Here is a 23,173-nt window from a genome sequence, read left to right as displayed (position 1 = left end):
CACGGGGAACGTCCGCCATCGCCTCTGCGACCTCACGGCCACCACGACCGGCGAGCGCGGTTGCGTGCGCCCCGAACCGCCCGCGCGCCCGGACCTGCATCGCCAGGGCCGCGGACGCGCTGCGGGCAGCGAACGGCGCAGCACGGCCATGCCCATCCCCGACATCCGCAATGACCTCAGGAGAGCAACACCCATGGACAAGCGCATCGCAAAAGCCGCCCTCACCCTGGCACTGAGCCTCGCCGCCCCGCTGGCGATGGCCTGCAGTACCGAGATCGAGGAAGGCCCGGGCTCCTGCGGCTACCAACCGCCGGGCAGCGGCGGCGGCGGCACGCCGGTCTACACGCTGCAGGGCGTGATCCAGAACCAGGGCTACGAGTCCGACAACCGCCCCGCTGGCGGCAAGCGCCTGAAGATCCGGGCGTACTCGCGCTTCGCCAACGCCAACAACGATCGCGTCGACGCCCGCTACATCAACGTGCGCTGCAACGCCTACGACCCGTTCGGCAACGGCTACACCACCGATTACGACGAGGAAGGCAACGGTGCACTGGTGGACGTGCACTTCACGTCGAACTTCGTCTACGGGATCTACCGCAAGATCACCGTGGTCTGCACCCACCACGCCGAGTACGGCGCCAACACCTACGACGCCACCAGCAACGCCGAGATCGAGATTCCCTACTGATCGTCGCGTCGCGCCACCCAGCCGGCGCCCGGAACGTTGCGGGCGCCGCGCTGTCAGGTGGACTGCGTGCGGCGCGCGGGCTTACTCGAACGCACCCACCGAATCGTGGGCGAGATTGTCGAAGCGGGTGTATTCGCCGAAGAACTTGAGCTTGCACGACCCGGTCGGGCCGCCGCGATGCTTGCCGATGATGATTTCGGCCAGGCCCTTGTCCGGCGAATTTTCCTTGTTGTAGTAGTCGTCGCGGTAGATGAACACGATCATGTCCGCGTCCTGCTCGATCGCGCCCGATTCGCGCAGATCGGCCATCACCGGGCGCTTGTCGGTGCGCGTTTCCAGCGAGCGGTTGAGCTGCGACAGCGCGATCACCGGCACCCCCAGCTCCTTGGCCAGGCCCTTGAGCGAGCGCGAGATCTCCGAAATCTCGGTGGCGCGGTTCTCGCTGTTGCCGGGCACCGACATCAGCTGCAGGTAGTCGATCACGATCAGGCCCAGGTCGTGTTCGCGCTTGAGCCGGCGCGCCTTGGAACGCAGCACTTCCGGCGACACGCCCGGCGTGTCGTCGATGAAGATCTTGGTCTCCTTGAGCATCTTGATCGCGCCGGTGACCCGTGCCCAGTCCTCGTCCTCGAGCTGGCCGGTACGCAGGCGCTGCGCATTGATGCGGCCGTTGGAGGAAATCAGGCGCATCGCCAGCTGCGAGGCGGACATTTCCATCGAGAACACCGCCACCGCCTTCTTCGACTTGATCGCCGCGTACTCGGCGATGTTCAGCGCGAAGGTGGTCTTGCCCATCGCCGGGCGCGCGGCGAGGATGATCAGGTCGGTCGGCTGCAGGCCGGCGGTCATCGCGTCGAAGTCGTTGTAGCCGGTCGGCAGGCCGGTGATGTTGCCGCCGTTCTCGAAGCGGTTGCGCAGCTCCTCGAACGCGTCCTTCAACGCGCCGGGCATCGCCACGAAGTCGCTGCGTCCGCGCGCGCCGGCCTCGGCGATCTGGAACACGGCCTTTTCCGCCGACGCCAGCAGTTCCGAACTCTCGCGCCCTTCCGGCTGGAAGCCGTCGTTGACGATGGTGGTGCCGACCTCGATCAACTGCCGCAGCACCGCCTTGTCGCGGACGATTTCCGCATAGGCGACGATGTTGGCCGCCGAGGGCGTGGTGCTGGCCAGTTCGATCAGGTAGGCGCCGTCGCCGACCATCTCCAGCTTGCCTTGCGATTCGAACCACTCGCCCAGGGTCACCGCGTCGAACGGGCGCCCCTTCTCGGCCAGCTCGCGGATCGCGCGATAGATCAGTTGGTGATCGCGCCGATAGAAATCGTTGTCGGTGAGCTGATCGTTGACCCGGTCATAGGCATCCGGCGCCAGCATCAGGCCGCCGAGCACGGCCTGTTCGGCCTCGGTCGAGTGCGGCGGCACGCGCAACTGGTCGAGACGCGGCTCGCTGCGTTCGCTGCGTTCGCTCTTGCGATCGCCGCGGTAGCCGGGACGGGCGGACATAGGCTGGGTCTTCTCTGTGGGGCGCGGTCGCCGGGCGCGGCCTCACCGCGGCCCGGGCGCCGATTTTAGTCGCCGCGCCGGGCTGCGGCTAGGGCGTTTCCCGAGACGCCTGCCCGAGCGACGCCGCGCACGTCGCCGCTCGCTCGCCAGGGCTGGGGACAAGTCTGGGGACAAGCGGTTGAGAACCTCGCCGATGCCCCGCCGCACAAGGCTCGCCCTGCCCCACCCGTGCGCCACCGACGGCACATGCCGCGGCAGCGCTCAGGCCTGCAGTTCGTCGATCCAGGCGACGAACTTGTCGACGAAGCCGGCGAGGAATTTGCGCGTGCGCTCGTCGTCGATGGTGCCGTCCTCGGCGATCAGGCCTTCCTTGAACTGCAGAAAGATCTCCGGCTGGCCCAACACCGGCATGTCCAGATAGGCCAGCACGTTGCGCAGGTGCTGCTGCGCCATGGCCGTGCCGATCGCCCCCGGCGAGGTCCCGCACACCGCCGCCGGCTTGCCGGCGAAGGCGCTCTCGCCATACGGCCGCGAGCCCAGGTCGATGGCGTTCTTGAGCACGCCGGGGATGGAGCGGTTGTATTCGGGGGTCACGAACAGCACCGCGTCGGCGTTGCTGACCTGCGTCTTCAGGCGCCGGCCCTGCGCCGGGTAGTCGTGGTCGTGGTCCTGGTTGTACAACGGCAGGTCGCCGATCTCGACGTACTCGAAACTGGCACGGTCGCCGGCGAGTCGCTCCAGCGCGTGCGCCAGGCGCCGGTTGAACGACTCCTTGCGCAGGCTGCCGACGAAGACGGCGATGCGGTACTGGCTCATGGCATTGCTCCTGACCGAATGGACCTGCAGGCTAGCCGCCTGCGCGCGGCAGTCAGGTGAACGCCGCCTGCGTTCCGCTCAGCGCCAGACGCGCGCGCACGTCGTCCGGCAACTCCGGCAGCGCCACGAAACCCGGCGTCGCGCGCACCCGCTGCAGCCAGTCGCACAGCGCCGGATAGTGCGCCAGCGCGATCCCGGCATCGCCGGCGCAGTGCGTGTAGGCGAACAGCGCGATGTCGGCGATGCCGTAGGCCGGGCCGGTGAACCAGGCCTGCGTCTGCAGGTGCTGCTCCATCACCGCCAGCGCCCGCATCGCGCCCTCGCGCAGGCGCGGCAACTCCGCGCGGCGCGGCGAGTCGGGCGGCGTCCAGCCGCAGACGAAGCGCGCCACCGCCACGTAGGGTTCGTGGCTGTACTGCTCGAAGAACAGCCAGCTCAGCGCCTGCGCGCGCTGCCAGGAATCGGCGGGCAGATACGCGGTGCCCTCGGCCAGCCAGCACAGGATGGCATTGGATTCGGCGAGCACGCGCCCGTCCTCGCGCTCCAGCAGCGGCACCTTGCCGTTGGGATTCTTGGCCAGGAACGCCGGGGTGCGGGTCTGGCCGTTGGCGCTGTCGATCTCCACCCAACGGTAGGCGCAGCCGAGCTGCTCCAGCAACAGCCGCACCTTGTAGCAATTGCCGGACAGCGCCATGCCGTACACGGTCAGGGGGATACGTTCGGATGCCATGTGCCGCTCCTTGTTTGCGGGATCGGGATTGGGGAGTCGGGAATGGGGATTCGCAAGAGCGGGGCCCCGGACCCCGACGACGTACAAGGATCTCCACCGTAGCCGCGCTTCAGCGTCGCGCCTGCCACTGCGCGCGCGACTGACCCCACACTTCCACCTCCAGCGCCTGCAGCGGCTCCGGCAGGCGATCCTGGCGCAGGTAGCGCGCCCCCAGCTTGCCCGCCACCGCCTTGGAGTTGGCGTTGTCGGGGACGATAGTGTGGATCACCTCGCTCCAGCCCAACTGCGCGAACGCCCAGTCGATCGACGCCGCGGCCGCCTCCGGCGCATAGCCATGGCCCCAGTACGCACGCGCGATGCCCCAACCGACCTCCGGACCCGGCCAGCCGTGCGGCTGCCAGGGACCGACCCGGCCGATCCATTGCCCGCTGCGCTTCTCGATCACCGAGAACATCGCAAAGCCCTGCAACTGCCAGCTGCCGACCATCGTCGCCAGGCCGCGCCAGACGACCGCCGGCGCCTGCACGCCGCCGAGGTGATGCATGGTCTGCGCATCGGCGGAAAATGCGCAGAACGCCGTGAAATCCTCGGCGGTCGGCGGACGCAGCAACAGGCGCTCGGTTTCCACGCGCACATCGAAGACACTCATCCTCGGTTCTCCTGCAAAACGGGCCCGCGCCGCGCGCGGGCCATGGGTTCAAAACGCATTGATGCCGGTCAGCTCGCGGCCGACCACCAGTTGGTGCACGGTCTCGGTACCCTCGTAGGTGATCACCGATTCCAGGTTCAGGGCATGCCGGATCGCGCCGTAGTCGGTGGTGATGCCGGCACCGCCGAGCAGGTCGCGGCACTCGCGGGCGATGTCCAGGGCCATGCGCACGTTGTTCCACTTGGCCAGCGACACCTGCGCCGGCTGCAGCGTGCCGGCATCCTTGAGCCGGCCCAGTTGCAGCGCCAGCAACTGCGCGGTGGCGATGCGCCGCGCCATGTCGGCGAGCTTGATCTGCGCGCTCTGGGTCGCCGCCAGCGGCCGCCCGAACAGCATGCGCTCGCCAGCGTAGGCCAGCGCCTCGCGCAGGCAGGCGATGGCCGCGCCGATCGCGCCCCAACTGATGCCGTAGCGGGCCTGGGTCAGGCAGCCCAGCGGTCCTTTCAGCCCGCGCACACCGGGCAGGCGCTGGCTGTCGGGCAGGCGCACCTCATCGAAGAACAGCGCCGAGGTCACCGAGGCGCGCAGGCTCATCTTGTGCGCGATGTCCTGGGTGCCGAAGCCCGGCGTGCCGGCCTCGACCAGGAAGCCCTGGATGCCGTCCTCGGTCTGCGCCCACACGATCGCCACGTCGGCGATGCTGCCGTTGGTGATCCACATCTTGCTGCCGCTCAGGCGCCAGCCGTCGCCGTCGCGCACCGCGCGGGTCTGCATCGCCGCCGGGTCGGAGCCGCCCTGGGATTCGGTCAGGCCGAAGCAGCCGATCGCGGTGCCGGCGGCCATCGCCGGCAGCCAGCGCTGGCGTTGCGCCTCGCTGCCGTAGGCGTGGATCGGATACATGCACAGCGAGGATTGCACGCTGACGAAGCTGCGCAGGCCGCTGTCGCCGCGCTCCAGTTCCTGGCAGATCAGGCCGTAGCAGACCGCGTTGAGGCCGCCGCCGCCCTGCCCGGCCGGCAGGCTGGCGCCGAGCAGTCCCAGTTGCGCCAGTTCCGGCACCAGTTCGCGCGGGAACCGCGCCTGGTCGAAGGCATCGCCGATCACCGGCAGCACCTTGGCATCGACGAAGCGCGCCACCGCCTGCTGGATCGCACGCTCCTCCTCGCTGAGCAGCGCGGCTACGTCGAACAGATCGTCGCAAGGCAGGGGCATGGCGGTGTCCACGGCGAAAACCGCATTGTATCGGCCCCGCCCGCGCCGCCGCCTCCAGATAGACGAAGGCCGACGCAAGCGCCGGCCTTCGGGGGTGCATCCAAACTGCGACTCAGCGCTGGCTGACGGCGGTGTCGCCGGCCGAGGCGGTCTGGGTGACCAGGCGGCCGTCCAGCACCGGCAAGCGGTCGCTGTTCGGGCGGTCGTCCATGCGCACGGTCTTTTCCTGGCCGTCGTAGCGGTAGGTCACGTCGTAGCCCTTGACCACGTCCTGCGAACCCATGGCGATGCGGTTGCCCGGCTTGCTGTCCATGCGCATGGTGCCGGTGGTGCCGTCGTCGTTGCGATAGGTCACGTTGTAGCCGGTGATGGTCGAGGACTGCGCGGTGCTGTTCTCGGTGTGGCACTGGCGCTCGGTGCGGTCGACCACGCGGCCGCCGACGTGATTCTGGTCGATGCGGTTGCCGATGAAGCCGCCGGCCACCGCGCCGGCCGCGGTGGCGGCCTTGCGGCCATTGCCGTGGCCGACCTGGTTGCCGAGCAGGCCGCCGACCAGCGCGCCGACCACGGTGCCGCCGACGTTGCCGTCGCGCTCGGGCAGGCGCTCCTGCACCACCACGTCGTTGCACACCTGGCGCGGCGTCGTGGTGGTGGAGGTCTCGCGCAGCGGCTCGGTGCCGATCACTTCGGCGTAGCGCTGCTGCTTCTGGGTGATCGGGTCGACCCGCACCACGTCGGCGTACTCCAGCTTGCCGCCGACGCTGTTATCCAGCGCGCTGTCGCCGCGCGTATTGTCCAGGGCCGGGCGCACGTCGCTGTTGGCGACGTCCACCGGTTTGTCGCGATTGTTCATGAAGGCCGCGGTGGCGACGCCGCCGACCAGCAAGGCGCCAGCCGCGACCAGAACGGTTGTCGTAGTGCTTTTCATGTGTGCTCTCCTGCGGGCTGACCGCGTTGTCTACGGTGCTGTGATTACCATGCGGAAGCTGAACCAATCCGCTCCCTATTCAGCAATGCGCCGGCGCCGCGGCTGGTAACGCCGCCGGAACGTCGCCATATCGAGGCTGTTAGCGTTTCCACCGCTGCCCCGGAGAACGTGCCATGCCCAATCCGATCGTCTATCCGCTGCTGCGCTGGGCGGGCAAATTGCGCTACCCGACGCTGTTCAAGATCACCGCCGGCCTGTTCGTACTGAGCGTGCTGCTGCCCGATCCGGTGCCCTTCATCGACGAGATCGTGTTCGGCCTGGGCACCCTGCTGCTGGCCAACTGGAAGACCCGCACGCCGGCGCCGGCCACCGAACCGCTGACCTCCACCGCGCAGCGCGTGCGCCGCTGAGCGCCATGCAACTGATCGACAGCCACTGCCACCTGGATGCGGAGGAGTTCGACCCGGACCGCGCCGCGGTGATCGCACGCGCACACGCGGCGGGCGTGCGGGCGCAGGTGGTGCCGGCGGTGACCGCGGCGTCCTGGCCCAAGCTGCGCGCGGTCTGCGCGGCCGCCCCCGGCCTGTATCCCGCGTATGGCATGCATCCGCTGTTTCTGGACCAGCATCGTCCCGAGCACCTGCCGTTGCTCGGCGAGTGGATCGAACGCGAGCGCCCTTGCGCCATCGGCGAGTGCGGCCTGGACTTCTTCGTCGAAGGATTGGACGAAGCCGAGCAGCAGCGTTACTTCGTCGGCCAACTGCAGCTGGCGCGCGCGTTCGACCTGCCGGTGATCGTGCACGCCAGGCGCGCGGTGGACGCGGTGATCCTGGCGATCCGCAAGGTCGGGCGCGTGCGTGGCGTGGTGCACAGTTTCGCCGGCAGCGCCGAACAGGCCGCGCAGTTGCAATCGCTGGATTTCCTGATCGGCCTCGGCGGGCCGGTCACCTACGAACGCGCGCAGCGCCTGCGCCGGCTGGCGGCCGCGGTGCCGTTGCAACAGGTGCTACTGGAAACCGATGCGCCGGACCAGCCCGATGCGTCGATCCGCGGCCAGCGCAACGAACCGGCGCGGCTGCGCACGGTGCTGGACACCATCGCCGAGTTGCGCGACGCACCTGCCGCCTCCATCGCCGCACAGACCACGGCCAATGCACGACGCCTGTTCGGCTTGCCCGACACGCTCGCTGGCGCGACCGATCCGGCCTGACGCAGGACTGTCTCGCAGACAGTCGACGGCCCTTGCCACGGTGTCGCCGCCGTCCGCAACCACCACCATCGCGGACCGCGCGGAGCGGCCAACGCCCTCGCATGACGCACCAGCGCACTGAAAATCCGCTTGCCGCGCACCTTTCGCACGAAACTGTGAACTGAGCAGCCGGAACGTCGCCTTTCGATAGCGTTTCGGCACGCTTGCTTCTGCTACTGTGCACCGCGCTGAAACGGCGAGCGGATCTTTTGTCCGCCAGGCACCGGAGTGTGAACCCGTTCGCTCTCAGCAAAGGCTCGGCGGCCGGCTCGATGGCACGCGTTCTGGCAGATCGGATCCTCCTGGCGTGAAACAACCGGCAAGCCGCATCCCCTACCCGCTTCTCCACAGCGCGCCGCGCACGTGTGCGATCGCGTGCTTCGCCGACGTTCCGGTGCGAGCAACGACGGCGCATAGGCGGGCGCTGCGACGATGAAAAGCGTCGCGAATTCGGAAAAACACGCCTCCAACGGCGAAAGCTGGGTCTCCCTGAAGTTCCGCGACAGCAATCGCAGCCGCAAGATGCGCAGCACCCTGACCCTGGCCGGGGTCTCGTGCACCACACTCGGCACCTTCTGGACCGTGTGCTACCTGTACTACGGGCGGCCAGAACTGGCATTCGCCTTCGTCGGACTGACTGCGGTCGGGCTGCTCGCGCTCGGCCGTCGCCGCCATTGCGACGAGGCCTCGCTGTCGCTGGTGGCGCACGGCATCTTCGTCGTGGTACTGGTGATCTCGATCATCGACGCGCCGATCGGCACGGTGCCGCGCTCGGTGCACACCTTCTTCCTGCCGTTGGCGGCCGGCGCGCTGTTCGTGTTCGACCGCAGCCGCCGCTACCGCGCACTGGTGTTCCCGATGGCCTGCCTGGGCGCCTTCGTCGCGTTCGGCTCGGGCGAACTGGACTGGCTGGCGCCGGCGTCCTCGCCGCCGCTGGGGATGCGCCGGCTCGGCGCGATCTCCAACCTTGCCTGCGCCGCCGGCCTGCTGGCGGCGATCCTGCACATCTACCGCAACGACGTGAACGCGCGCATTTCGCTGGAGCGGGAACTGTCGCGTGCGGTCGGCAACGGCGAGATCGAGGTGCTGTACCAGCCGCAGGTCAACGCGAACGGCCGCATGCTCGGCGCCGAGGCGCTGGTGCGCTGGCGCCATCCCAGCGGCAGGTTGCTGACCCCGGACAAGTTCATCCCGCTGGCCGAAGAGAGCCAGTTGATCCGCGAAGTGGGGCTGGAAGTGCTGCGTCAGGTCTGCCGCACGCTGCGGCGCTGGTCGCAGGAGCCGGACCTGCATGCGCTGGTGGTGGCGGTGAACGTCAGCCCGGTGCAGTTGCTCGATCCCAACTTCGTGGCCTCGGTGAAGCAGGTGATCAGCAGCGAGGGCGTGGCGCCGGCATCGCTGGAATTCGAACTGACCGAGTCGGCGCTGTACGTGGACACCGCCGGAGTGCGCACCAAGATGCACGAACTCAAGGCATTCGGCATCGGCTGGGCGCTGGACGACTTCGGCACCGGCTTCTCGTCGCTGGCGATGCTCCGGACCTTGCCGGTCACCAAACTCAAGATCGACCGGCAGTTCGTCAACGACGCCAAGGCCGACGAGTCCTCGCGGCGCCTGCTGGCCAAGATCGTGGAGATCTCCGAGGTGATGGGCATGGTCGCGCTCGCCGAAGGCATCGAGGAGGCGCAGCAGTGCGAGATGCTCTCGGCGATGGGCTGCCGGCACTTCCAGGGCTTCCTGTTCGGCCGGCCGCAGCCGGCGCAGGACCTGGAACGGCTGGCCGTCCTGCAGGCGGCCACCGAGCGCAACCTGGCGACCGGCGCGACGGCGCCGACCTAGCAGGCGTCAGGCGGCCGCCGCCTCGCGCGCCGCGGCGCGCTTCAACAGCATCTCCAGCGCCTTGCCGACCGCGGCGAAGGCGAAGGCCCCGGTGATGTGCGTGGCGGCGCCCAGCCCGGCGCCGCAGTCCAGGTTCAAGGCGGCATCCGGACCCAACACTGGGCGCAGTCCGCAGACGCTGCCGTCGGCCTGCGGATAGCGCACGTTCTCCAGCGAGTACACCGCCGGCACGCCGAAGTAGCGCTGCGGGTTCTTGGGGAAGTTGAATTCGCTGCGCAGCTTCTTGCGGATCAGCGCCAGCATCGCGTCGTGCTCGGTGCGCGACACGTCGCGGATCCGCACCAGGGTCGGATCGGTGCGTCCGCCGGCCGAGCCCACCGTCAGCAGCGGCAGCTTGCGCCGCCGGCACCAGGCGATGGTCTCGACCTTGACCCGGAAGCTGTCGCAGGCGTCGATCACCAGGTCGAAGCCGGCATCGAGCAGTTCGGCGATGTTGGTCGGCGTCAGGAACGCTTCGACCGCGAGCGCCTCGATCTGCGGATTGATCGCTACGCAGCGCTCGGCCATCGCCACCGCCTTGTTGCGTCCGTACTGCCCGGCCAGCGCCGGCAGCTGCCGGTTGGTGTTGGACACACAGATGTCGTCGGCGTCGATCAGGGTCAGATGCCCGACCGCCGAGCGCGCCAAGGCCTCGACGACCCACGAGCCGACCCCGCCCATGCCCACCACCGCCACCCGGCAGTGCGCCAGCCGCTCGATCGTGCCTTGCCCGTAGAGCCGGTCGATGCCGGCGAAGCGCTCGCGCCATTGTTCGTTCATCCGCCCATTTTAGGGGATTGCCGGTGGAGCCGGGATTGGGGATTGGGGATTGGGGATTTGCGCAGTGGCCTGAGCGCCCGCGCGCGACGCGTCGCCGCAGGCGTACCATCGGCGCTCCATCCCGCTGCGCATGCCTGCCATGGCCAAGCCGCCCGCCTCCGCGTCCCGCTATCTGTTCGTGTTGCTGGCCGGGCTGCTGCTCGGCCTGGTGCTGACGGTGATGGCACTGCGTGCGGTGCAGGCGCGGCAGGATCCGTTCCCACGCAGCCTGATGCAGGTCATGGGCAAGCAACTGGCGCTGCTCGAACGCGACACCGCGCATCGGCAATGCAGCGGCGCGGGGCCGCAGGCGCGGCTGCGCACGTTGCGCCTGCTCGGCGACGAGCTGGGCACGGCATTCCCCGACCTGGCCGACGACAGCCGCTTTCGCGAGCACGCCGATGCGCTACGCACCGGCGTGGACGCGGCGCTGGCACAACCGCCGGCCGACTGCGCCGCGCTGGCGCAGGCACGCCAGCAGATCGACGAACGCTGCGACGCCTGCCATCGCGATTTCCGCTGAGGCTCCGGCGGGATCGGCACCGACCGGTCATGCGGGTTTCGCCGAAGTGGCGTGGCCCGTGTCGATAAAACCCGGTGTGCCTTGCTGGCGACGTGGCATCGTGCTGTTCCCATCATCCGCCGGCAGATGCTCAGGCTGTCCCGCCGTTACCCCTCTCGGTGCCTGCGGGCCGGTTTTTGTGCTGATCCACACCCGTGCGTGTGGATGAATTGGCGCTGACGCCAGCCGCCGCGAGGCTGAACGGCACCCGCCAGGGTTGGCGTTGCATTCACGCAGGGGTGGACAGGATGCGTGCGAACGCGGCGCTGCCGCCGCGCTCCATCACTGTTTGAGGAGAGCACCCATGAAGATCCAATTGATGGTCACCGCTGCCGTGGCGACCCTGGCGCTGGCAGGCTGCGCCACGTCCCCCGGCTATGGCGGCGGGTACGGCGGCGGCTACAGCCAGCCGGCGCGCGGTGGTTACACCCAGACGCGCTGCGCCGACTGCGGCATCGTCACCCGCATCGACACCGTGGCGTCCGGGCGCACTGCGCCATCGGCGACCGGCGCGATCCTGGGCGGCATCGTCGGCGCGGTCGCCGGCCACGAGATTTCCGACCACACCGGCGGCAGCAAGGGCAACCAGAACGTGTCCGCCGTGGCCGGCGCGGCAGCCGGCGCGCTCGCCGGCAACGAGATCCAGAAGAACGTCACCAGCGACACCTACGACGTGCACGTGCAGATGGACGATGGCCGGGTGATCGTGGTCAACCAGCGCGACCTGGCCGGGGTGCGCGAGAACACCTACGTGCGCGTGGTCAACGGGCGCGTCGTGCCGCGCTGATCCGGTATCCCCTGAAAACGCAAAAAGGCCCGCAATGCGGGCCTTTTTGCTGCGCGCCACATCGCGCGGCAATCCTCAGATGGGCTGCACCGCGTCGGCCTGCAGGCCCTTCTGGCCCTGCACCACGGTGAAGCTGACCTTCTGGCCTTCCTTCAGGCTCTTGAAGCCCTGGGTCTGGATGGCCCGGAAGTGCACGAACACGTCCTCGCCGTTTTCGCGGCTGATGAAACCGAAACCCTTGGCATCGTTGAACCACTTCACGGTGCCGTTTTCGCGATTGCCAGTGCCGTTCATGATGGACTTACTCCTTGGAACTCGTCTCAGGGGTGGGTACGCCGTGGGGGCGGCGGCTGGTTGCAAGGAGGAAGCGAGGTATAACGATGTAGCGGATCGATGGATCTACCGCATCAGGCCACGATTCACGGTGACCTTTGCAAACGCAGCGGCTGCAACTTACCCCGGTCAAAATGAAAATGCAATCAGCAAAAAGACCCCATCTGTCAACCCCCAAATCTCCCCCGCGGTGAGCCACGTGGACCCTGCGTTCATCTATTACCTGTGCGCCGGGCTGCTGGTGCTGGTCGGGCTGGCGGGGGTGCTGCTGCCGGCCCTGCCCGGCACGCCGCTGATGTTCGCCGGGATGCTGCTGGCGGCCTGGGCCGATGGCTTCCAACGCCTCGGCTGGCCGACGCTGACCGTGCTGGGCGTGCTCACCGCGCTGTCGCTGCTGGTCGACCTGCTGGCCACCGCGTTCGGCGCGCAGCGCGTCGGCGCCAGCCGCAAGGCGCTGTGGGGATCGGTGCTGGGCGGGATCGCCGGCATGTTCTTCATGCCGATCGGGCTGTTCGTCGGCCCCTTCGTCGGCGCCCTCGCCGGGGAGTACTGGCACGGCCGCGAACTGCGCCAGGCGACCCGGGTCGGCGTCGGCACCTGGCTGGGGATCGTGCTGGGCACCGCCGCCAAACTCGGGCTGGCGCTGGCGATGCTCGCGGTGTTCGCGGTGGCCTGGCTGCTCTGAAGGCGCCTGCCTGAAGACGGCGTCGCGGCGACAGCATGAACGCGTGATGACCCTATTGTCGTCACTTCCTGTATTTTCGCTGCCGGCCATTCACCCCGGCAGCGCACCACCCGCCCGCGCCGCCCGTTGCAGCGAGAACCGCATGTCCCACCGCCAGGTCCGCCCCCTGTTACTGCTGTCGATCGCGGCCGTGCCGCTTGCACATGCGCAGGAAGTCCTGCCCACCCCCGCCTCGCCGGAAGCCTGCGTGGCCATCTCCAGCGACGCCGCCCGCCTGGCCTGCTACGACCAGGCGCTGTCGCGCCGGACCGCCGACCCGCAGGCGGCCGATGCCGCCGCGCAGGCCGCCAGCGAACGCCAGAAGCAACAGCTGGACGCCAGCGTGCCGGAGGATGCCGGCGTCGCCGAGCGCACCCGCCAGCGCGCCGCCGCGATCTTCAAGCAGGACCGCTACGACAGCACCATCGCCAATGCCGGCAAGGGTTCGCTGCTGGATAGCCGCTGGGAACTGGCCAAGGACTCCAAGCTGGGCACCTTCCAGCTGCGCGCCTACAAGCCGGTGTACCTGCTGCCGGCGTTCTGGACCAGCAAGAAGAACGAGCTGCCGTCCTCGCCGAACCCGGTCAACACGGTGACCACCGCCGAACCGCTGGACAGCGTGGAGGCGAAGTTCCAGCTGAGCTTCAAGACCAAGATCGTGGAGAACATCTTCGGCGACAACGGCGACCTGTGGGGTGCCTACACCCAGAGCTCGCGCTGGCAGGTCTACAACTCGGAGCAGTCGCGCCCGTTCCGCGAGACCAACTACGAGCCGGAACTGATGCTGGTGTTCCGCAACAACTACAGCCTGTTCGGCTGGAAGGGACGGATGACCGGCATCCAGCTGACCCACCAGTCCAACGGCCGCAGCGATCCGCTGTCGCGCAGTTGGAACCGGGCGATGCTCAACATCGGCCTGGACCGCGACAACTGGGCGCTGGTGCTGCGCCCCTGGTACCGCATCCCGGAGAGCCGCAAGCAGGATAACAACCCGGACATCGAGGACTACATGGGCCGTGGCGACGCGACCCTGATCTACAACCGCAACGGCCACGAAGTGGCGCTGATGGCGCGGCACTCGCTGCGCGGCGGCGACCGTTCGCACGGCGCGGTGCAGCTGGACTGGGGCTTCCCGATCAGCAACCTGCTGCGCGGCCATGTACAGGTGTTCGACGGCTACGGCGAGAGCATGATCGACTACAACCACCGCGCCACCTACGTCGGCGTCGGCATCTCGCTGCTGGAATGGTTCTGAGCCGACGTCACGCCTGAGCGGCACGCGCGGCGCCCGACTGGCGGGCGTCGCGTGTGCTGGTCGCGCATTCCGCGCGCGACCCGCGGACGTCTGGATTGCTGCAGTCACGACGGACGCAGGCAGCGTTGAAGTTTTTCGTATGCGGCGCCGCCTCGATGAGAGCTGCATGCGTTGTGCCTGGGCGCACATAAGCGCCCTACCCCGATGGCGGCGCAGTCGCCATGCGACCGCGCCCACCGATCGCCGATCGCTCAGAACCGGTAGTTGCCCTTCAACCACAGGTTGCGGCCCGGTTCGGCAATGCGCACCGGATCGGCCGGAAAGCCGAAGTCGGCGCTGCCGGCGAGGTTGAGATGTTCGCTGTAGCGCCGGTCGAACACGTTGTCGATGCCGGCGCTCAGCCGCAACGCCGCGCTCACCCGGTAGCCACCGCTCAGCCCCAGCGTGGCGAAGCCGGCACTGCGGCCGAGGTCGCGGCCGACCACATTGCCCTGGTCCAACGCCACCCGTCCCTGTCGCGCGACCGCGCGCAGCAGCGCCCCAGCCGACCAGCGCTGCCCTTCCCACTCCAGCCGTAGCCGCGATTCCAGCGGCGGCATCTGCGGCAACGGCGTGCCGTCGCTGCGGTTCTCGCCCCAGGCATAGGCCAGCGTGCCGCCGAGGGTCAGACCCTGCCGCGGCTGCCAGTCCACTCCCGCCTCGGCGCCGGCAATGCGCGCGTCGACGTTGTCGACACGGGTGGTAGTGCCCATCATGCCGCCGTCGGCGTAGGTGAACAGGATGAAGTCCTGCACCCGCCCGGCATAGGCGGAGATCCAGCTCTGCACGGTCGCGCCACGGTACTGCAGGCCGAGGTCGAGCTGGGTGGTGCGCTCGGGACGCAGCCCGGCGAACGCATTGGCCGCGCCCATCGGGCCCATGTCGGCCGAGAACAGTTCCCAGTAGTCCGGCATGCGTGCGCTGCGGCCGAGGCCGGCATACCAGACGGTGTCGGCCGAGAGGTTGCGTTCCACGCGCAGGAAGCCGCTGCCCAGGTCTTCGCTGCGCGTCTGCCCGGCGGTGGGATTGGGCATGCCCATCGTGCCGACGCTGCGGCGGGTGTCCTCGACCTGCGCGCGGTCCAGGCGCAGGCCGGCGATCCAGCGCTGCGCCGTGCCGGCACCGAAGGTGGCTTCGGTAAAGGCACCGAGGTTGTCGAACCGCGCGTCGGTGCGCCACGGCAGGCTCCGGTACACGCCCTCGCCGCTGGCGCTGCGGTCGCGGTGGCGGCTGTGCTGGGTATCGACGCCGGCCTGGACCACGATCTGCTCCCAGCGCCACTCCGATTCCACGCGCCCGCCGCTGGTGCGCCGGTCCACGTTGGAGGCCATCGGCATCGGCATCGCCGACTGCGGGTTGGGCCGGCGCAGCGTGTAGTTGTCCATGACGTGGTCGGCGTCGTTGACATAGGCATTGCCGCGCAGCGCTTCCCAGGCGCCGGGCAGATCGGTGCGCTCGAAGCGCGCGGCATAGCTTCGGCGGCGGAACTGGACGCCGTCCATGCTGCGCCCCGCGTAGCGGGCCAGACCGTCACCGGTGCCGGCGGAGAGTTCCAGCACGGTGTCCGGATCCGGGGTCCAGCCGACCGCTGCGTCGGCATTCCACTTGCGCCAGCGCGACGGCACCACCGCGTCATCGCCGTCGCGGTAGTCGCCGGACTCGGAGCGGTTGGCGTCCACGCGGGCGTAGCCGCTGCGGTTGCCGCCGCGCAGGTCGAGGGTCTGGTCGTTGCGGTTCCAGGAGCCGACCAGCGCGCTGGCTTCGCCTTCCAGCGTGGGCGCGGCGTAATGCGGGGTGTCGCGCTCGAAGCGCACGGTGCCGGCGGAGGCGCCGGGTCCCCAGCGCACGGTCTGCGGGCCCTTGACGATGGTGAGCCGGTCGAAGGTTTCCGGGGCGATGTAGGACAAGGCGTTGTCCATGCGCGCCGGGCAGGCCCCGACCAGGGTGCCGTCGTTGCTGAGCACGTTGAGCCGCGAGCCGAACATGCCGCGCAGCACCGGATCGCCGTTGGTGCCACCGTTGCGGATCGCGGCGAAGCCCGGCACGGTCTTCAGATAGTCGGCGCCATCGCTGGCCGGCACCGGCTGCCGCGGCAGCTTCGGATCGACCGTCCAGGTCAGCGGCGCGACCGGCGCGGTGGCGGTCACCTGCATCCGGTCGAGGGTGGTGGCATCGGGCGTCTCGGCATGGCCGGCGACGGGAAACAGGCTCGCGAGGATGCAGCACGACAACGCCGCCCGCGCGGGCGACGGCAGGAACTGAGGCATGAGGTGAACTCCAGAAAAGAACGGCGCCGGCGCGCCTAGCGCACCGGAAACAGGAGAGCGTTCTGGAGAACAACTGGCGGCCCGCGTGCGGCGTGCGCGCGCCAGCGCACGGCGGCATGGACACGATGGCGCAGCAGCGTGGTGGCCCTCGGCGCCGGCAGCGACGCGGCCAGCAGCAGGACGATCGCCAGCCACGGCAGCAGCCGTGCGGCGAGCAGGCAGTAGTCGCAGGCGGCATGGTCCGGGCCATGGTCGCGCTGTGCGCCCGACGCGTCGTCATGACCAGCGTGGACGGCAGCGTGCTGCGGCAGCACGTCCGCAGCGGCCTGCAACCCGGCCGCCGTGCACATCGGCACCGGCAGGCTTGCGGCCTCCAGCAACCGGCTGGCCACCGGCGCGACCACCAGCAACAGCGCGGCCAGCAAGGCGGGCCAACGCATCAGGCGGCGCAGTCGGGCAGGAGCACGGAGGGCGGACACCGCGTCATTCTAGGCGGCAGCACCGACAGCGAGCCGACCGCGGTGCCGGGTGCGACAACGTGACGCAGGATGGGGACGGCCGCGCGCTGCTCAGCGACGCGCGATGCCTCCGTAAGCACGGCAAACCACGAGAGCGGTCGGCGCACGTGCCGGTTGATCCACGCGTCGTTGGTTCGACTCCAACGTAGAGCGCAAGACGAAACCGCTTGCGCAGCTCCCGCGAGCGCTGTTTCGTTGCCGCAGAAAACTGCCGGAAAAACCCGACAGCCGACGCCAGGCAATGCAGCCGCCGTCGCTTCCGATCAGCGCACCCGCACCCTGCTCACACCCAGTCGGTAATGCCTTCCCGCCGATAGGCCTCGTGGAACGCTGGGCGCGCCTTCATCCGCTCGGCGAGGGCCTTCAGCGCCGGCCAGCTGTCGGTGGGCCGTGGCATGTTGCGCGACCAGCGCATCAGCATGACCAGCACGAAGTCGGCGGCGCTGCAGTGCTCGCCCAGCAGGTAGGGGCCGCCCTGCTCCAGGTGCGTGGCCACCTCGTCCCAGGCCTTTTCCAGGAATGTGCGGGCACTGGCGCGCACGCGCTCGGCGTTGTCGGCGCCGGCCGGTTCGTCGGGATAGAACCAGTCGCGGTAGGCCGGCATCAGGGTGTAGGCGCCGAACAGCATCCAGCGGTAGTAGGCCGCGCGCTCGGGGGTGCCGGGCGGCGGCGCCAGGCCGGCGTGCGGATAGAGGTCGGCCAGGTGCATGGCGATGGCGACCGATTCGGTCAGCACCTGCCCGTCCAAGACCAGGGTCGGCACCCTCCCCTGCGGGTTGATCGCCAGGTACTCGGGGCGTTTCTGCTCCTGGCGCTCGAAATCGAGCATGCGCAGTTCGAAATCGACCTGCAGTTCGATCAACAACCAATGCACGACGAATGAGGCGGTACTGGGCGAGCCGTAAAGCACGATGGACACGACGCTTTCCCCGGAGGCGGAACCAGCGCCGATTATTGCCGCGACGCCGGCGCGCCGCCAGCGTCGCGCAGAACGCCGGCGTCCTCGCCGGCGTTCGCGGTACGGCCGATCAGGCCTCGACCACCACCGGGATCTTGCCGATGCGCGCCTGCCACTCGCGCGGGCCGGTCTTGTGCACCGACTCGCCGCTCGAGTCGACCGCCACGGTCACCGGCATGTCCTTGACCTCGAACTCGTAGATCGCCTCCATGCCCAGGTCTTCGAAGGCCAGCACCCTGCTGGCCTTGATCGCCTTGGACACCAGGTAGGCCGAGCCGCCGACCGCCATCAGGTACACCGCCTTGTTGTCGCGGATCGCGGCGATCGCCGCGTCGCCGCGCTCGGACTTGCCGACCATGCCCAGCAGGCCGGTCTGCTCCAGCATCTGCCGGGTGAACTTGTCCATGCGCGTGGCGGTGGTGGGGCCGGCCGGGCCGACCACTTCGTCGCGCACCGGATCGACCGGGCCGACGTAGTAGATGAAGCGGTTGGTGAAGTCCACCGGCAGCGTCTCGCCGCGGTTGAGCATGTCGATCATGCGCTTGTGCGCGGCGTCGCGGCCGGTCAGCAGCTTGCCGTTGAGCAGGATCGTCTCGCCCGGCTTGAAGCTGGCCACTTCCTCGCGGGTGATGGTGTCCAGGTTCACCCGGCGCGCATTGGTCGGGTTGTAGGTCAGCTTGGGCCAGTCTTCCAGCGAGGGCGGATCCAGCATCACCGCGCCGCTGCCGTCCAGGGTGAAGTGCGCATGGCGGGTGGCCGCGCAGTTGGGGATCAGCGCCACCGGCAGGTTGGCGGCGTGGGTCGGGTAGTCCTTGACCTTGATGTCCAGCACCGTGGTCAGGCCGCCCAGGCCCTGCGCGCCGATGCCCAGCGCGTTGACCTTCTCGTACAGCTCCAGGCGCAATTCCTCGGCACGATTGGACGCGCCGCGGGCCTGCAGGTCGACGATGTCGATCGGCTCCATCAGCGCTTCCTTGGCCAACAGCATCGCCTTCTCGGCGGTGCCGCCGATGCCGATGCCGAGCATGCCCGGCGGGCACCAGCCGGCGCCCATGGTCGGCACGGTCTTGAGTACCCAGTCGACGATGGAATCGGACGGGTTGAGCATGGCGAACTTGCTCTTGGCCTCCGAGCCGCCGCCCTTGGCCGCGACGATGACGTCCACCGTGTCGCCGGGGACGACCTTCACGTTGACCACCGCCGGGGTGTTGTCCTTGGTGTTCTGGCGCTTGCCGGCCGGGTCGGCCAGCACCGAGGCGCGCAGCTTGTTGTCCGGATGGTTGTAGGCGCGGCGCACGCCCTCGTTGACCATGTCCTCCACGCCCATGGTGGCGTCGTCCCAGCGCACGTTCATGCCGATCTCGAGGAACACGGTGACGATGCCGGTGTCCTGGCAGATCGGCCGGTGGCCCTCGGCGCACATCCGCGAGTTGATCAGGATCTGCGCGATGGCGTCCTTGGCCGCCGGCGACTGCTCGCGCTCGTAGGCCGCGGACAGGTTCTTGATGTAGTCGACCGGGTGGTAGTAGCTGATGTACTGCAGCGCGTCGGCGACGGACTGGATGAGGTCTTCCTGCTTGATCGAGGTCACGGCTGGCTCTGCGGCTGGCGGGGGGAAACCCGCCCATTTTAGGGCAAAGTGGCGGCCCCGCCCGGTGTCACGCCGGCACGCCCTGTTCCGTCCTGGTCGTCATGACCCACGATCCGACCTTCGAATCCCACCGCGCCAGGCTGTTCGGCCTGGCCTACCGCCTGCTCGGCAGCCGCGCCGACGCCGAGGACACCGTGCAGGACGCCTGGCTGCGCTGGCAGGCCAGCGACCGCGGCGCGATCCGCGACCCCGAAGCCTGGCTGGTGACCGCCACCACCCGGCTCGGCCTGGACCGCCTGCGCGCGGCGCGCAGCGCCCGCGTCCACTACGTCGGCCCGTGGCTGCCCGAGCCGCTGGAGATCGCCGACGACGCCGACCCGGCCGAGCGCCACGACCGCGCCGAACAGGTGTCGGTGGCGTTCCTGGCGTTGCTGGAGCGGCTGAACCCGCACGAGCGCGCGGCGTTCCTGCTGAAGGAGGCGTTCGACTACGACTACGCGCAGATCGGCCGCGCCCTGGAACGCAGCGAGGCCGGCTGCCGGCAACTGGTGCACCGGGCGCGCGAGCGGCTCGGCCAGGGCCAGGCGCGCTTCGTGGTCACCCCCGAGCGCCACCGCCAGTTGCTGGAGCGCTTCCTGCACGCCTCGCAGCGCGGCGACCGCGCCGCCATCGCCGCCTTGCTGCATGCCGACGCGCAGTTGCGCTCCGACGGCGGCGGCAAGGTCACCGCCAGCCTGCGCCCTTTGCACGGCGCCGAGCGCATCGGCCGGCTGTACTGGGCGCTGGCGCGGCGCGATCTGGGCCTGCAGACGCGGATCGGCACGGTCAACGGCGAACCGGCGATCCTGCGCTTCCTGGGGCCGCGGCTGCATTCGGCGACGCTGCTGGTCATCGACGGCGAGCGCATCGCCGAGGTGCTGACCCTGATGAACCCGGACAAGCTGCCGGCCCCGACGGGGCCTGCAACCGTCCGCGACTGACCTGCGGCGGCGCTGTCACATCGGCGCGCGCAGCCGCGTCCTGGAGGGGAAGGCGGCCACGGTGGCCGCCATGAGCGACCCACCATGCACTTCCATCGCATCGACTACACCCGCCACGAACCCGAAGCGTTCCGTGCCCTACTGACCGCCAGCCAGCACGTGCACGATGGCGTGCTTGGCAGCGCCCTCACCGAACTGGTGTTCCTGCGCGTCTCCCAGCTCAACGGCTGCGCCTACTGCATCGACATGCATGCCACCGCCCTGCGCAGCGCCGGCACCGAACCACGCAAGCTCGACACCCTCGCCGCCTGGCGCGACAGCCGCTTCTTCGACGCACGCGAGCGCGCCGCGCTGGACTGGGCCGAAGCGCTGACCACGCTGCCCGCCGGCGCGCCGCCGCAGGCCGTCTACGACGCGCTGGTGGCGCAGTTCGATCCGGCCGGGATCAGCGCCCTGACCATGGCCGTGGCGGTGATCAACGCCTGGAACCGGCTGGGCGTGGGTCTGCAGCCGGCGCTGCCGTAAAGGCGCTGCGCGCCGGGATTGGGGATTGGGGATTGGGGATTGGGGAATCGGGAATCGGGAATCGGGAATCGGGAATCGGGGGCAGGATGGCGTAGTCGGCAAGGATGCGTGGCGTTTCAAAACTCCCGGTTGCTCGCCGCTGGACCACGACCACGCACGCCAACGCCAGCAGGCCCGCAGCGTGCGCGGTTCTGCTTGCACGAATCCCGAATTCCGAATCCCCAATCCCGCCACCAGTCCACCGACATGTCCTCGCAACACGGCGCCGCTAGCGTGGCGCGCATCCCCGACGCGGAGTGCGCGCATGATCGAGAACGTCCTTTCTGGCGGCCTGGCCGACGAGACCGACCTGGCCCTCGCCTCCCCCGAGCCGCAGTTCCGCAGCGCCGCCAGCCATGGCCACCGCCTGCTGATGTGCGCGCCGCAGCACTTCGCGGTGGACTACGTGATCAACCCCTGGATGGAAGGCAACGTCCACGCCGCCAGCCGCGAGCGGGCGCAGGCGCAGTGGAACGCGCTGGTTGCAGCCGCCGAGGCGGCAGGAGCGCGCGTCGACTGCATCGCCGCCGCCCCGGGGCTGCCGGACATGGTGTTCAGCGCCAACGCCGGCCTGGTGCTTGGCGACCGCTTCGTACCCAGCCGCTTCCGCCACGCCGAACGCCGTGGCGAGGAAGCCTTGTTCACCGCCTGGTGTCGCCAGGCCGGGCTGCGCATCCGCGAACTGCCGGAGCAGGTGTATTTCGAAGGCGCCGGCGACGCACTGCTGGACCGCGGCGCACGCCGGCTGTGGATGGGCCACGGCCACCGCAGCGACCTGGCCGCCGCGCACGAACTGACCGACCTGCTGGACATCGAAGTCGTGCCGCTGCGCCTGGTCGACGCGCGCTTCTATCACCTGGATACCTGCTTCTGCCCGCTGCGCGACGGCTACCTGCTGTACTACCCGGCCGCGTTCGACGCCGACGCGCAGCAGGCGATCGCCCAGCACATCCCGGCCTCGCGGCGCATCGCCGTGGGCGAAGCCGACGCCCTCGCCTTCGCCTGCAACGCGGTGGACCTGGACGACACCCTGCTGCTCAACCGCGCCTCGCCCACGCTATGCGCCGCGCTGGCCGCGATCGGCTACCGCGTGGTGCAGACCCCGCTGGACGAATTCCTCAAGGCCGGCGGCGCCGCCAAATGCCTGACGCTACGGCTGGACGAATAAGCCAAAGATGCTCCCGTGAGACGCAGAATCAGCCCCTCTCCCACCGGGAGAGGGATTGGGGTGAGGGTACGACCGCCATGGAACTCCTGGCGGCAGCAAGTATTCGAAGCTTCGCCCGTACCCTCATCCGCCCCTGCGGGGCACCTTCTCCCGCAGGGAGAAGGGAAGCGCTAGCCCCTCTCCCACCGGGAGAGGGGTTGGGGTGAGGGTACGGCCGCCACGGAGCGCCTGGCGGCAGCAAGCATTTCGAGGCTTCGCCCGTACCCTCATCCGCCCCTTCGGGGCACCTTCTCCCGCAGGGAGAAGGGAAGCGCTAGCCCCTCTCCCACCCGGAGAGGGGTTGGGGTGAGGGTACGACCGCCATGGAACGTCTGGCGGCAGCAAGCATTTCGAGGCTTCACCCGTACCCTCATCCGCCCCTTCGGGGCACCTTCTCCCGCAGGGAGAAGGGAAGCGCTAGCCCCTCTCCCACCGGGAGAGGGGTTGGGGTGAGGGTACGGGCCGACGCATGACCCGGCCGTCGCGCCGGACAGACCTGCTTCCACCAACACCGCATCAGCACAGACCGAGCACCGCATCGAGCACATCGCGCCACAACTGTTCGAGGTCGACGCCGCCGCGCCCACCGAACAAGCGAAACAGGCTGTAGCCGATCGCGAAAGCGACATACGACAGCGTCAACACCAACACGGCGGCGTTGCCCACAGCAGCAGCGCGGTGGCCACCAAGGCGAAAATCGTGCAGCCCAGCAGTTCGCGCCACGACGGCATGTGCGCACGCAGGCGGGCGAATGCAGGCGCGGCAGGATCGGACATGGCAACAGCCTTGGCTGGACATCCACGATGCCAAGCCACTCCTCGTCTCCAGACATCGCGCGCCAGCCACCGGCGTCAGCGCCGGTGCAGCCTCCACCCCGGCGCAGTCCACACTCCCCGCGCACGCCCGCCCCCGGCACAAT

At 69.2% G+C, this 23,173-nt stretch carries 25 protein-coding genes; 11 read left to right on the top strand and 14 right to left on the bottom strand.

Annotated features, from left to right (window positions below; translation table 11 throughout):
* Nucleotides 1-193 precede the first annotated feature (193 nt).
* Nucleotides 194-688 (top strand): hypothetical protein, encoded by a 495-nt coding sequence (locus GGR66_RS06555; RefSeq protein ID WP_184447704.1) that lies wholly within the window; start codon nt 194-196, stop codon nt 686-688.
* Nucleotides 689-769: 81 nt separating this feature from the next.
* On the opposite strand, the gene GGR66_RS06550 is transcribed toward GGR66_RS06555, so the two are convergent.
* The 6 genes from GGR66_RS06550 to GGR66_RS06525 form a co-directional block, all read right to left on the bottom strand.
* Nucleotides 770-2,188 carry a replicative DNA helicase gene (locus GGR66_RS06550; RefSeq protein ID WP_048491354.1) on the bottom strand — a complete coding sequence of 473 codons (1,419 nt, stop codon included), beginning with the start codon at nt 2,186-2,188 and terminating at the stop codon, nt 770-772.
* Nucleotides 2,189-2,449: 261 nt separating this feature from the next.
* Entirely contained in the window at nt 2,450-3,004 is a 555-nt protein-coding gene (locus GGR66_RS06545) for an NADPH-dependent FMN reductase (protein WP_184447703.1), read from the bottom strand.
* A gap of 52 nt (nt 3,005-3,056) precedes the next feature.
* On the bottom strand, nt 3,057-3,734 hold the full coding sequence (locus tag GGR66_RS06540; RefSeq protein ID WP_184447702.1) for a glutathione S-transferase family protein: 678 nt from the start codon (nt 3,732-3,734) through the stop codon (nt 3,057-3,059).
* Nucleotides 3,735-3,843: 109 nt separating this feature from the next.
* On the bottom strand, nt 3,844-4,383 hold the full coding sequence (locus tag GGR66_RS06535; protein ID WP_184447701.1) for a GNAT family N-acetyltransferase: 540 nt from the start codon (nt 4,381-4,383) through the stop codon (nt 3,844-3,846).
* 48 nt (nt 4,384-4,431) lie between these two features.
* Nucleotides 4,432-5,607 carry an acyl-CoA dehydrogenase family protein gene (locus tag GGR66_RS06530; RefSeq protein WP_184447700.1) on the bottom strand — a complete coding sequence of 392 codons (1,176 nt, stop codon included), beginning with the start codon at nt 5,605-5,607 and terminating at the stop codon, nt 4,432-4,434.
* A 100-nt stretch (nt 5,608-5,707) separates the two neighbouring features.
* On the bottom strand, nt 5,708-6,523 hold the full coding sequence (locus GGR66_RS06525; RefSeq protein WP_160969435.1) for a glycine zipper 2TM domain-containing protein: 816 nt from the start codon (nt 6,521-6,523) through the stop codon (nt 5,708-5,710).
* Nucleotides 6,524-6,696: 173 nt separating this feature from the next.
* Between GGR66_RS06525 and GGR66_RS06520 the strand changes: the two genes are divergently transcribed.
* From GGR66_RS06520 to GGR66_RS06510, 3 genes are all read left to right on the top strand, one after another.
* Entirely contained in the window at nt 6,697-6,933 is a 237-nt protein-coding gene (locus GGR66_RS06520; RefSeq protein WP_048491350.1) for a DUF6116 family protein, read from the top strand.
* 5 nt (nt 6,934-6,938) lie between these two features.
* Complete coding sequence (locus GGR66_RS06515; protein ID WP_184447699.1) at nt 6,939-7,733, top strand: TatD family hydrolase; 795 nt, start codon at nt 6,939-6,941, stop codon at nt 7,731-7,733.
* Between the two features lie 471 nt (nt 7,734-8,204).
* Nucleotides 8,205-9,611, top strand: coding sequence for an EAL domain-containing protein (locus GGR66_RS06510; protein WP_184447698.1), 1,407 nt, complete (start codon nt 8,205-8,207; stop codon nt 9,609-9,611).
* A gap of 6 nt (nt 9,612-9,617) precedes the next feature.
* On the opposite strand, the gene GGR66_RS06505 is transcribed toward GGR66_RS06510, so the two are convergent.
* On the bottom strand, nt 9,618-10,430 hold the full coding sequence (locus GGR66_RS06505; RefSeq protein ID WP_160969441.1) for a tRNA threonylcarbamoyladenosine dehydratase: 813 nt from the start codon (nt 10,428-10,430) through the stop codon (nt 9,618-9,620).
* A 139-nt stretch (nt 10,431-10,569) separates the two neighbouring features.
* Between GGR66_RS06505 and GGR66_RS06500 the strand changes: the two genes are divergently transcribed.
* Entirely contained in the window at nt 10,570-10,992 is a 423-nt protein-coding gene (locus tag GGR66_RS06500; RefSeq protein WP_184447697.1) for a hypothetical protein, read from the top strand.
* Nucleotides 10,993-11,335: 343 nt separating this feature from the next.
* A complete protein-coding gene (locus GGR66_RS06495; protein WP_184447696.1) occupies nt 11,336-11,818 on the top strand; it encodes a glycine zipper 2TM domain-containing protein in 483 nt (160 codons plus the stop codon).
* Between the two features lie 75 nt (nt 11,819-11,893).
* Here the strand turns inward: GGR66_RS06495 and GGR66_RS06490 are convergent, their stop codons facing one another.
* Complete coding sequence (locus GGR66_RS06490; RefSeq protein ID WP_184447695.1) at nt 11,894-12,112, bottom strand: cold-shock protein; 219 nt, start codon at nt 12,110-12,112, stop codon at nt 11,894-11,896.
* Nucleotides 12,113-12,350: 238 nt separating this feature from the next.
* Between GGR66_RS06490 and GGR66_RS06485 the strand changes: the two genes are divergently transcribed.
* Together GGR66_RS06485 and GGR66_RS06480 are read left to right on the top strand one after the other, a co-directional pair.
* A complete protein-coding gene (locus GGR66_RS06485) occupies nt 12,351-12,836 on the top strand; it encodes a DUF456 domain-containing protein (protein WP_160969447.1) in 486 nt (161 codons plus the stop codon).
* A 142-nt stretch (nt 12,837-12,978) separates the two neighbouring features.
* The gene (locus GGR66_RS06480) at nt 12,979-14,130 is read left to right on the top strand and encodes a phospholipase A (RefSeq protein WP_153750421.1); all 1,152 of its coding nucleotides are present in this window, start codon (nt 12,979-12,981) and stop codon (nt 14,128-14,130) included.
* A 251-nt stretch (nt 14,131-14,381) separates the two neighbouring features.
* On the opposite strand, the gene GGR66_RS06475 is transcribed toward GGR66_RS06480, so the two are convergent.
* The 4 genes from GGR66_RS06475 to GGR66_RS06460 all read right to left on the bottom strand — a co-directional run bounded on the left by GGR66_RS06475 (nt 14,382) and on the right by GGR66_RS06460 (nt 19,503).
* On the bottom strand, nt 14,382-16,436 hold the full coding sequence (locus tag GGR66_RS06475) for a TonB-dependent copper receptor (RefSeq protein WP_184447694.1): 2,055 nt from the start codon (nt 16,434-16,436) through the stop codon (nt 14,382-14,384).
* Between the two features lie 35 nt (nt 16,437-16,471).
* Nucleotides 16,472-16,876, bottom strand: a complete 405-nt coding sequence (locus GGR66_RS06470) for a DUF2946 family protein (protein ID WP_184447693.1) — start codon at nt 16,874-16,876, stop codon at nt 16,472-16,474.
* 361 nt (nt 16,877-17,237) lie between these two features.
* Complete coding sequence (locus tag GGR66_RS06465; RefSeq protein ID WP_184447692.1) at nt 17,238-17,873, bottom strand: glutathione S-transferase family protein; 636 nt, start codon at nt 17,871-17,873, stop codon at nt 17,238-17,240.
* A 109-nt stretch (nt 17,874-17,982) separates the two neighbouring features.
* The gene (locus GGR66_RS06460; protein WP_184447691.1) at nt 17,983-19,503 is read right to left on the bottom strand and encodes a fumarate hydratase; all 1,521 of its coding nucleotides are present in this window, start codon (nt 19,501-19,503) and stop codon (nt 17,983-17,985) included.
* A gap of 101 nt (nt 19,504-19,604) precedes the next feature.
* On the opposite strand from GGR66_RS06460, the gene GGR66_RS06455 reads away from it, so the two are divergent.
* The 3 genes from GGR66_RS06455 to GGR66_RS06445 all read left to right on the top strand — a co-directional run bounded on the left by GGR66_RS06455 (nt 19,605) and on the right by GGR66_RS06445 (nt 22,215).
* Nucleotides 19,605-20,483: an RNA polymerase sigma-70 factor gene (locus GGR66_RS06455; RefSeq protein ID WP_184447690.1), complete on the top strand. Its 879-nt coding sequence runs from the start codon at nt 19,605-19,607 to the stop codon at nt 20,481-20,483.
* 84 nt (nt 20,484-20,567) lie between these two features.
* Nucleotides 20,568-21,008 carry a carboxymuconolactone decarboxylase family protein gene (locus tag GGR66_RS06450; protein ID WP_184447689.1) on the top strand — a complete coding sequence of 147 codons (441 nt, stop codon included), beginning with the start codon at nt 20,568-20,570 and terminating at the stop codon, nt 21,006-21,008.
* A gap of 304 nt (nt 21,009-21,312) precedes the next feature.
* Nucleotides 21,313-22,215: an arginine deiminase-related protein gene (locus GGR66_RS06445; protein WP_184447688.1), complete on the top strand. Its 903-nt coding sequence runs from the start codon at nt 21,313-21,315 to the stop codon at nt 22,213-22,215.
* A 555-nt stretch (nt 22,216-22,770) separates the two neighbouring features.
* Here GGR66_RS06445 and GGR66_RS21145 read toward each other — a convergent pair.
* A complete protein-coding gene (locus tag GGR66_RS21145; protein WP_255421604.1) occupies nt 22,771-22,920 on the bottom strand; it encodes a hypothetical protein in 150 nt (49 codons plus the stop codon).
* The gene (locus tag GGR66_RS21140) at nt 22,893-23,030 is read right to left on the bottom strand and encodes a hypothetical protein (RefSeq protein ID WP_255421603.1); all 138 of its coding nucleotides are present in this window, start codon (nt 23,028-23,030) and stop codon (nt 22,893-22,895) included. The genes GGR66_RS21145 and GGR66_RS21140 overlap by 28 nt, the downstream gene beginning before the upstream one ends.
* Between the last annotated feature and the right edge of the window lie 143 nt (nt 23,031-23,173).

Source organism: Xanthomonas sp. 3498, assembly GCF_014199795.1.
Taxonomy (GTDB): Bacteria; Pseudomonadota; Gammaproteobacteria; order Xanthomonadales; family Xanthomonadaceae; genus Xanthomonas_A; species Xanthomonas_A rydalmerensis.
This window is presented reverse-complemented; position numbering and strand designations above follow the sequence as displayed.

Bases quoted from the DNA above. Each gene is read 5' to 3' on its own strand.
- GGR66_RS06555 (WP_184447704.1), top strand. From the start codon at position 194: ATGGACAAGCGCATCGCAAAAGCCGCCCTCACCCTGGCACTGAGCCTC.
- GGR66_RS06550 (WP_048491354.1), bottom strand. From the start codon at position 2,188: ATGTCCGCCCGTCCCGGCTACCGCGGCGATCGCAAGAGCGAACGCAGC.
- GGR66_RS06545 (WP_184447703.1), bottom strand. From the start codon at position 3,004: ATGAGCCAGTACCGCATCGCCGTCTTCGTCGGCAGCCTGCGCAAGGAG.
- GGR66_RS06540 (WP_184447702.1), bottom strand. From the start codon at position 3,734: ATGGCATCCGAACGTATCCCCCTGACCGTGTACGGCATGGCGCTGTCC.
- GGR66_RS06535 (WP_184447701.1), bottom strand. From the start codon at position 4,383: ATGAGTGTCTTCGATGTGCGCGTGGAAACCGAGCGCCTGTTGCTGCGT.
- GGR66_RS06525 (WP_160969435.1), bottom strand. From the start codon at position 6,523: ATGAAAAGCACTACGACAACCGTTCTGGTCGCGGCTGGCGCCTTGCTG.
- GGR66_RS06520 (WP_048491350.1), top strand. From the start codon at position 6,697: ATGCCCAATCCGATCGTCTATCCGCTGCTGCGCTGGGCGGGCAAATTG.
- GGR66_RS06515 (WP_184447699.1), top strand. From the start codon at position 6,939: ATGCAACTGATCGACAGCCACTGCCACCTGGATGCGGAGGAGTTCGAC.
- GGR66_RS06510 (WP_184447698.1), top strand. From the start codon at position 8,205: ATGAAAAGCGTCGCGAATTCGGAAAAACACGCCTCCAACGGCGAAAGC.
- GGR66_RS06505 (WP_160969441.1), bottom strand. From the start codon at position 10,430: ATGAACGAACAATGGCGCGAGCGCTTCGCCGGCATCGACCGGCTCTAC.
- GGR66_RS06500 (WP_184447697.1), top strand. From the start codon at position 10,570: ATGGCCAAGCCGCCCGCCTCCGCGTCCCGCTATCTGTTCGTGTTGCTG.
- GGR66_RS06495 (WP_184447696.1), top strand. From the start codon at position 11,336: ATGAAGATCCAATTGATGGTCACCGCTGCCGTGGCGACCCTGGCGCTG.
- GGR66_RS06490 (WP_184447695.1), bottom strand. From the start codon at position 12,112: ATGAACGGCACTGGCAATCGCGAAAACGGCACCGTGAAGTGGTTCAAC.
- GGR66_RS06480 (WP_153750421.1), top strand. From the start codon at position 12,979: ATGTCCCACCGCCAGGTCCGCCCCCTGTTACTGCTGTCGATCGCGGCC.
- GGR66_RS06475 (WP_184447694.1), bottom strand. From the start codon at position 16,436: ATGCCTCAGTTCCTGCCGTCGCCCGCGCGGGCGGCGTTGTCGTGCTGC.
- GGR66_RS06470 (WP_184447693.1), bottom strand. From the start codon at position 16,876: ATGCGTTGGCCCGCCTTGCTGGCCGCGCTGTTGCTGGTGGTCGCGCCG.
- GGR66_RS06455 (WP_184447690.1), top strand. From the start codon at position 19,605: ATGACCCACGATCCGACCTTCGAATCCCACCGCGCCAGGCTGTTCGGC.
- GGR66_RS06450 (WP_184447689.1), top strand. From the start codon at position 20,568: ATGCACTTCCATCGCATCGACTACACCCGCCACGAACCCGAAGCGTTC.
- GGR66_RS06445 (WP_184447688.1), top strand. From the start codon at position 21,313: ATGATCGAGAACGTCCTTTCTGGCGGCCTGGCCGACGAGACCGACCTG.
- GGR66_RS21140 (WP_255421603.1), bottom strand. From the start codon at position 23,030: ATGTCCGATCCTGCCGCGCCTGCATTCGCCCGCCTGCGTGCGCACATG.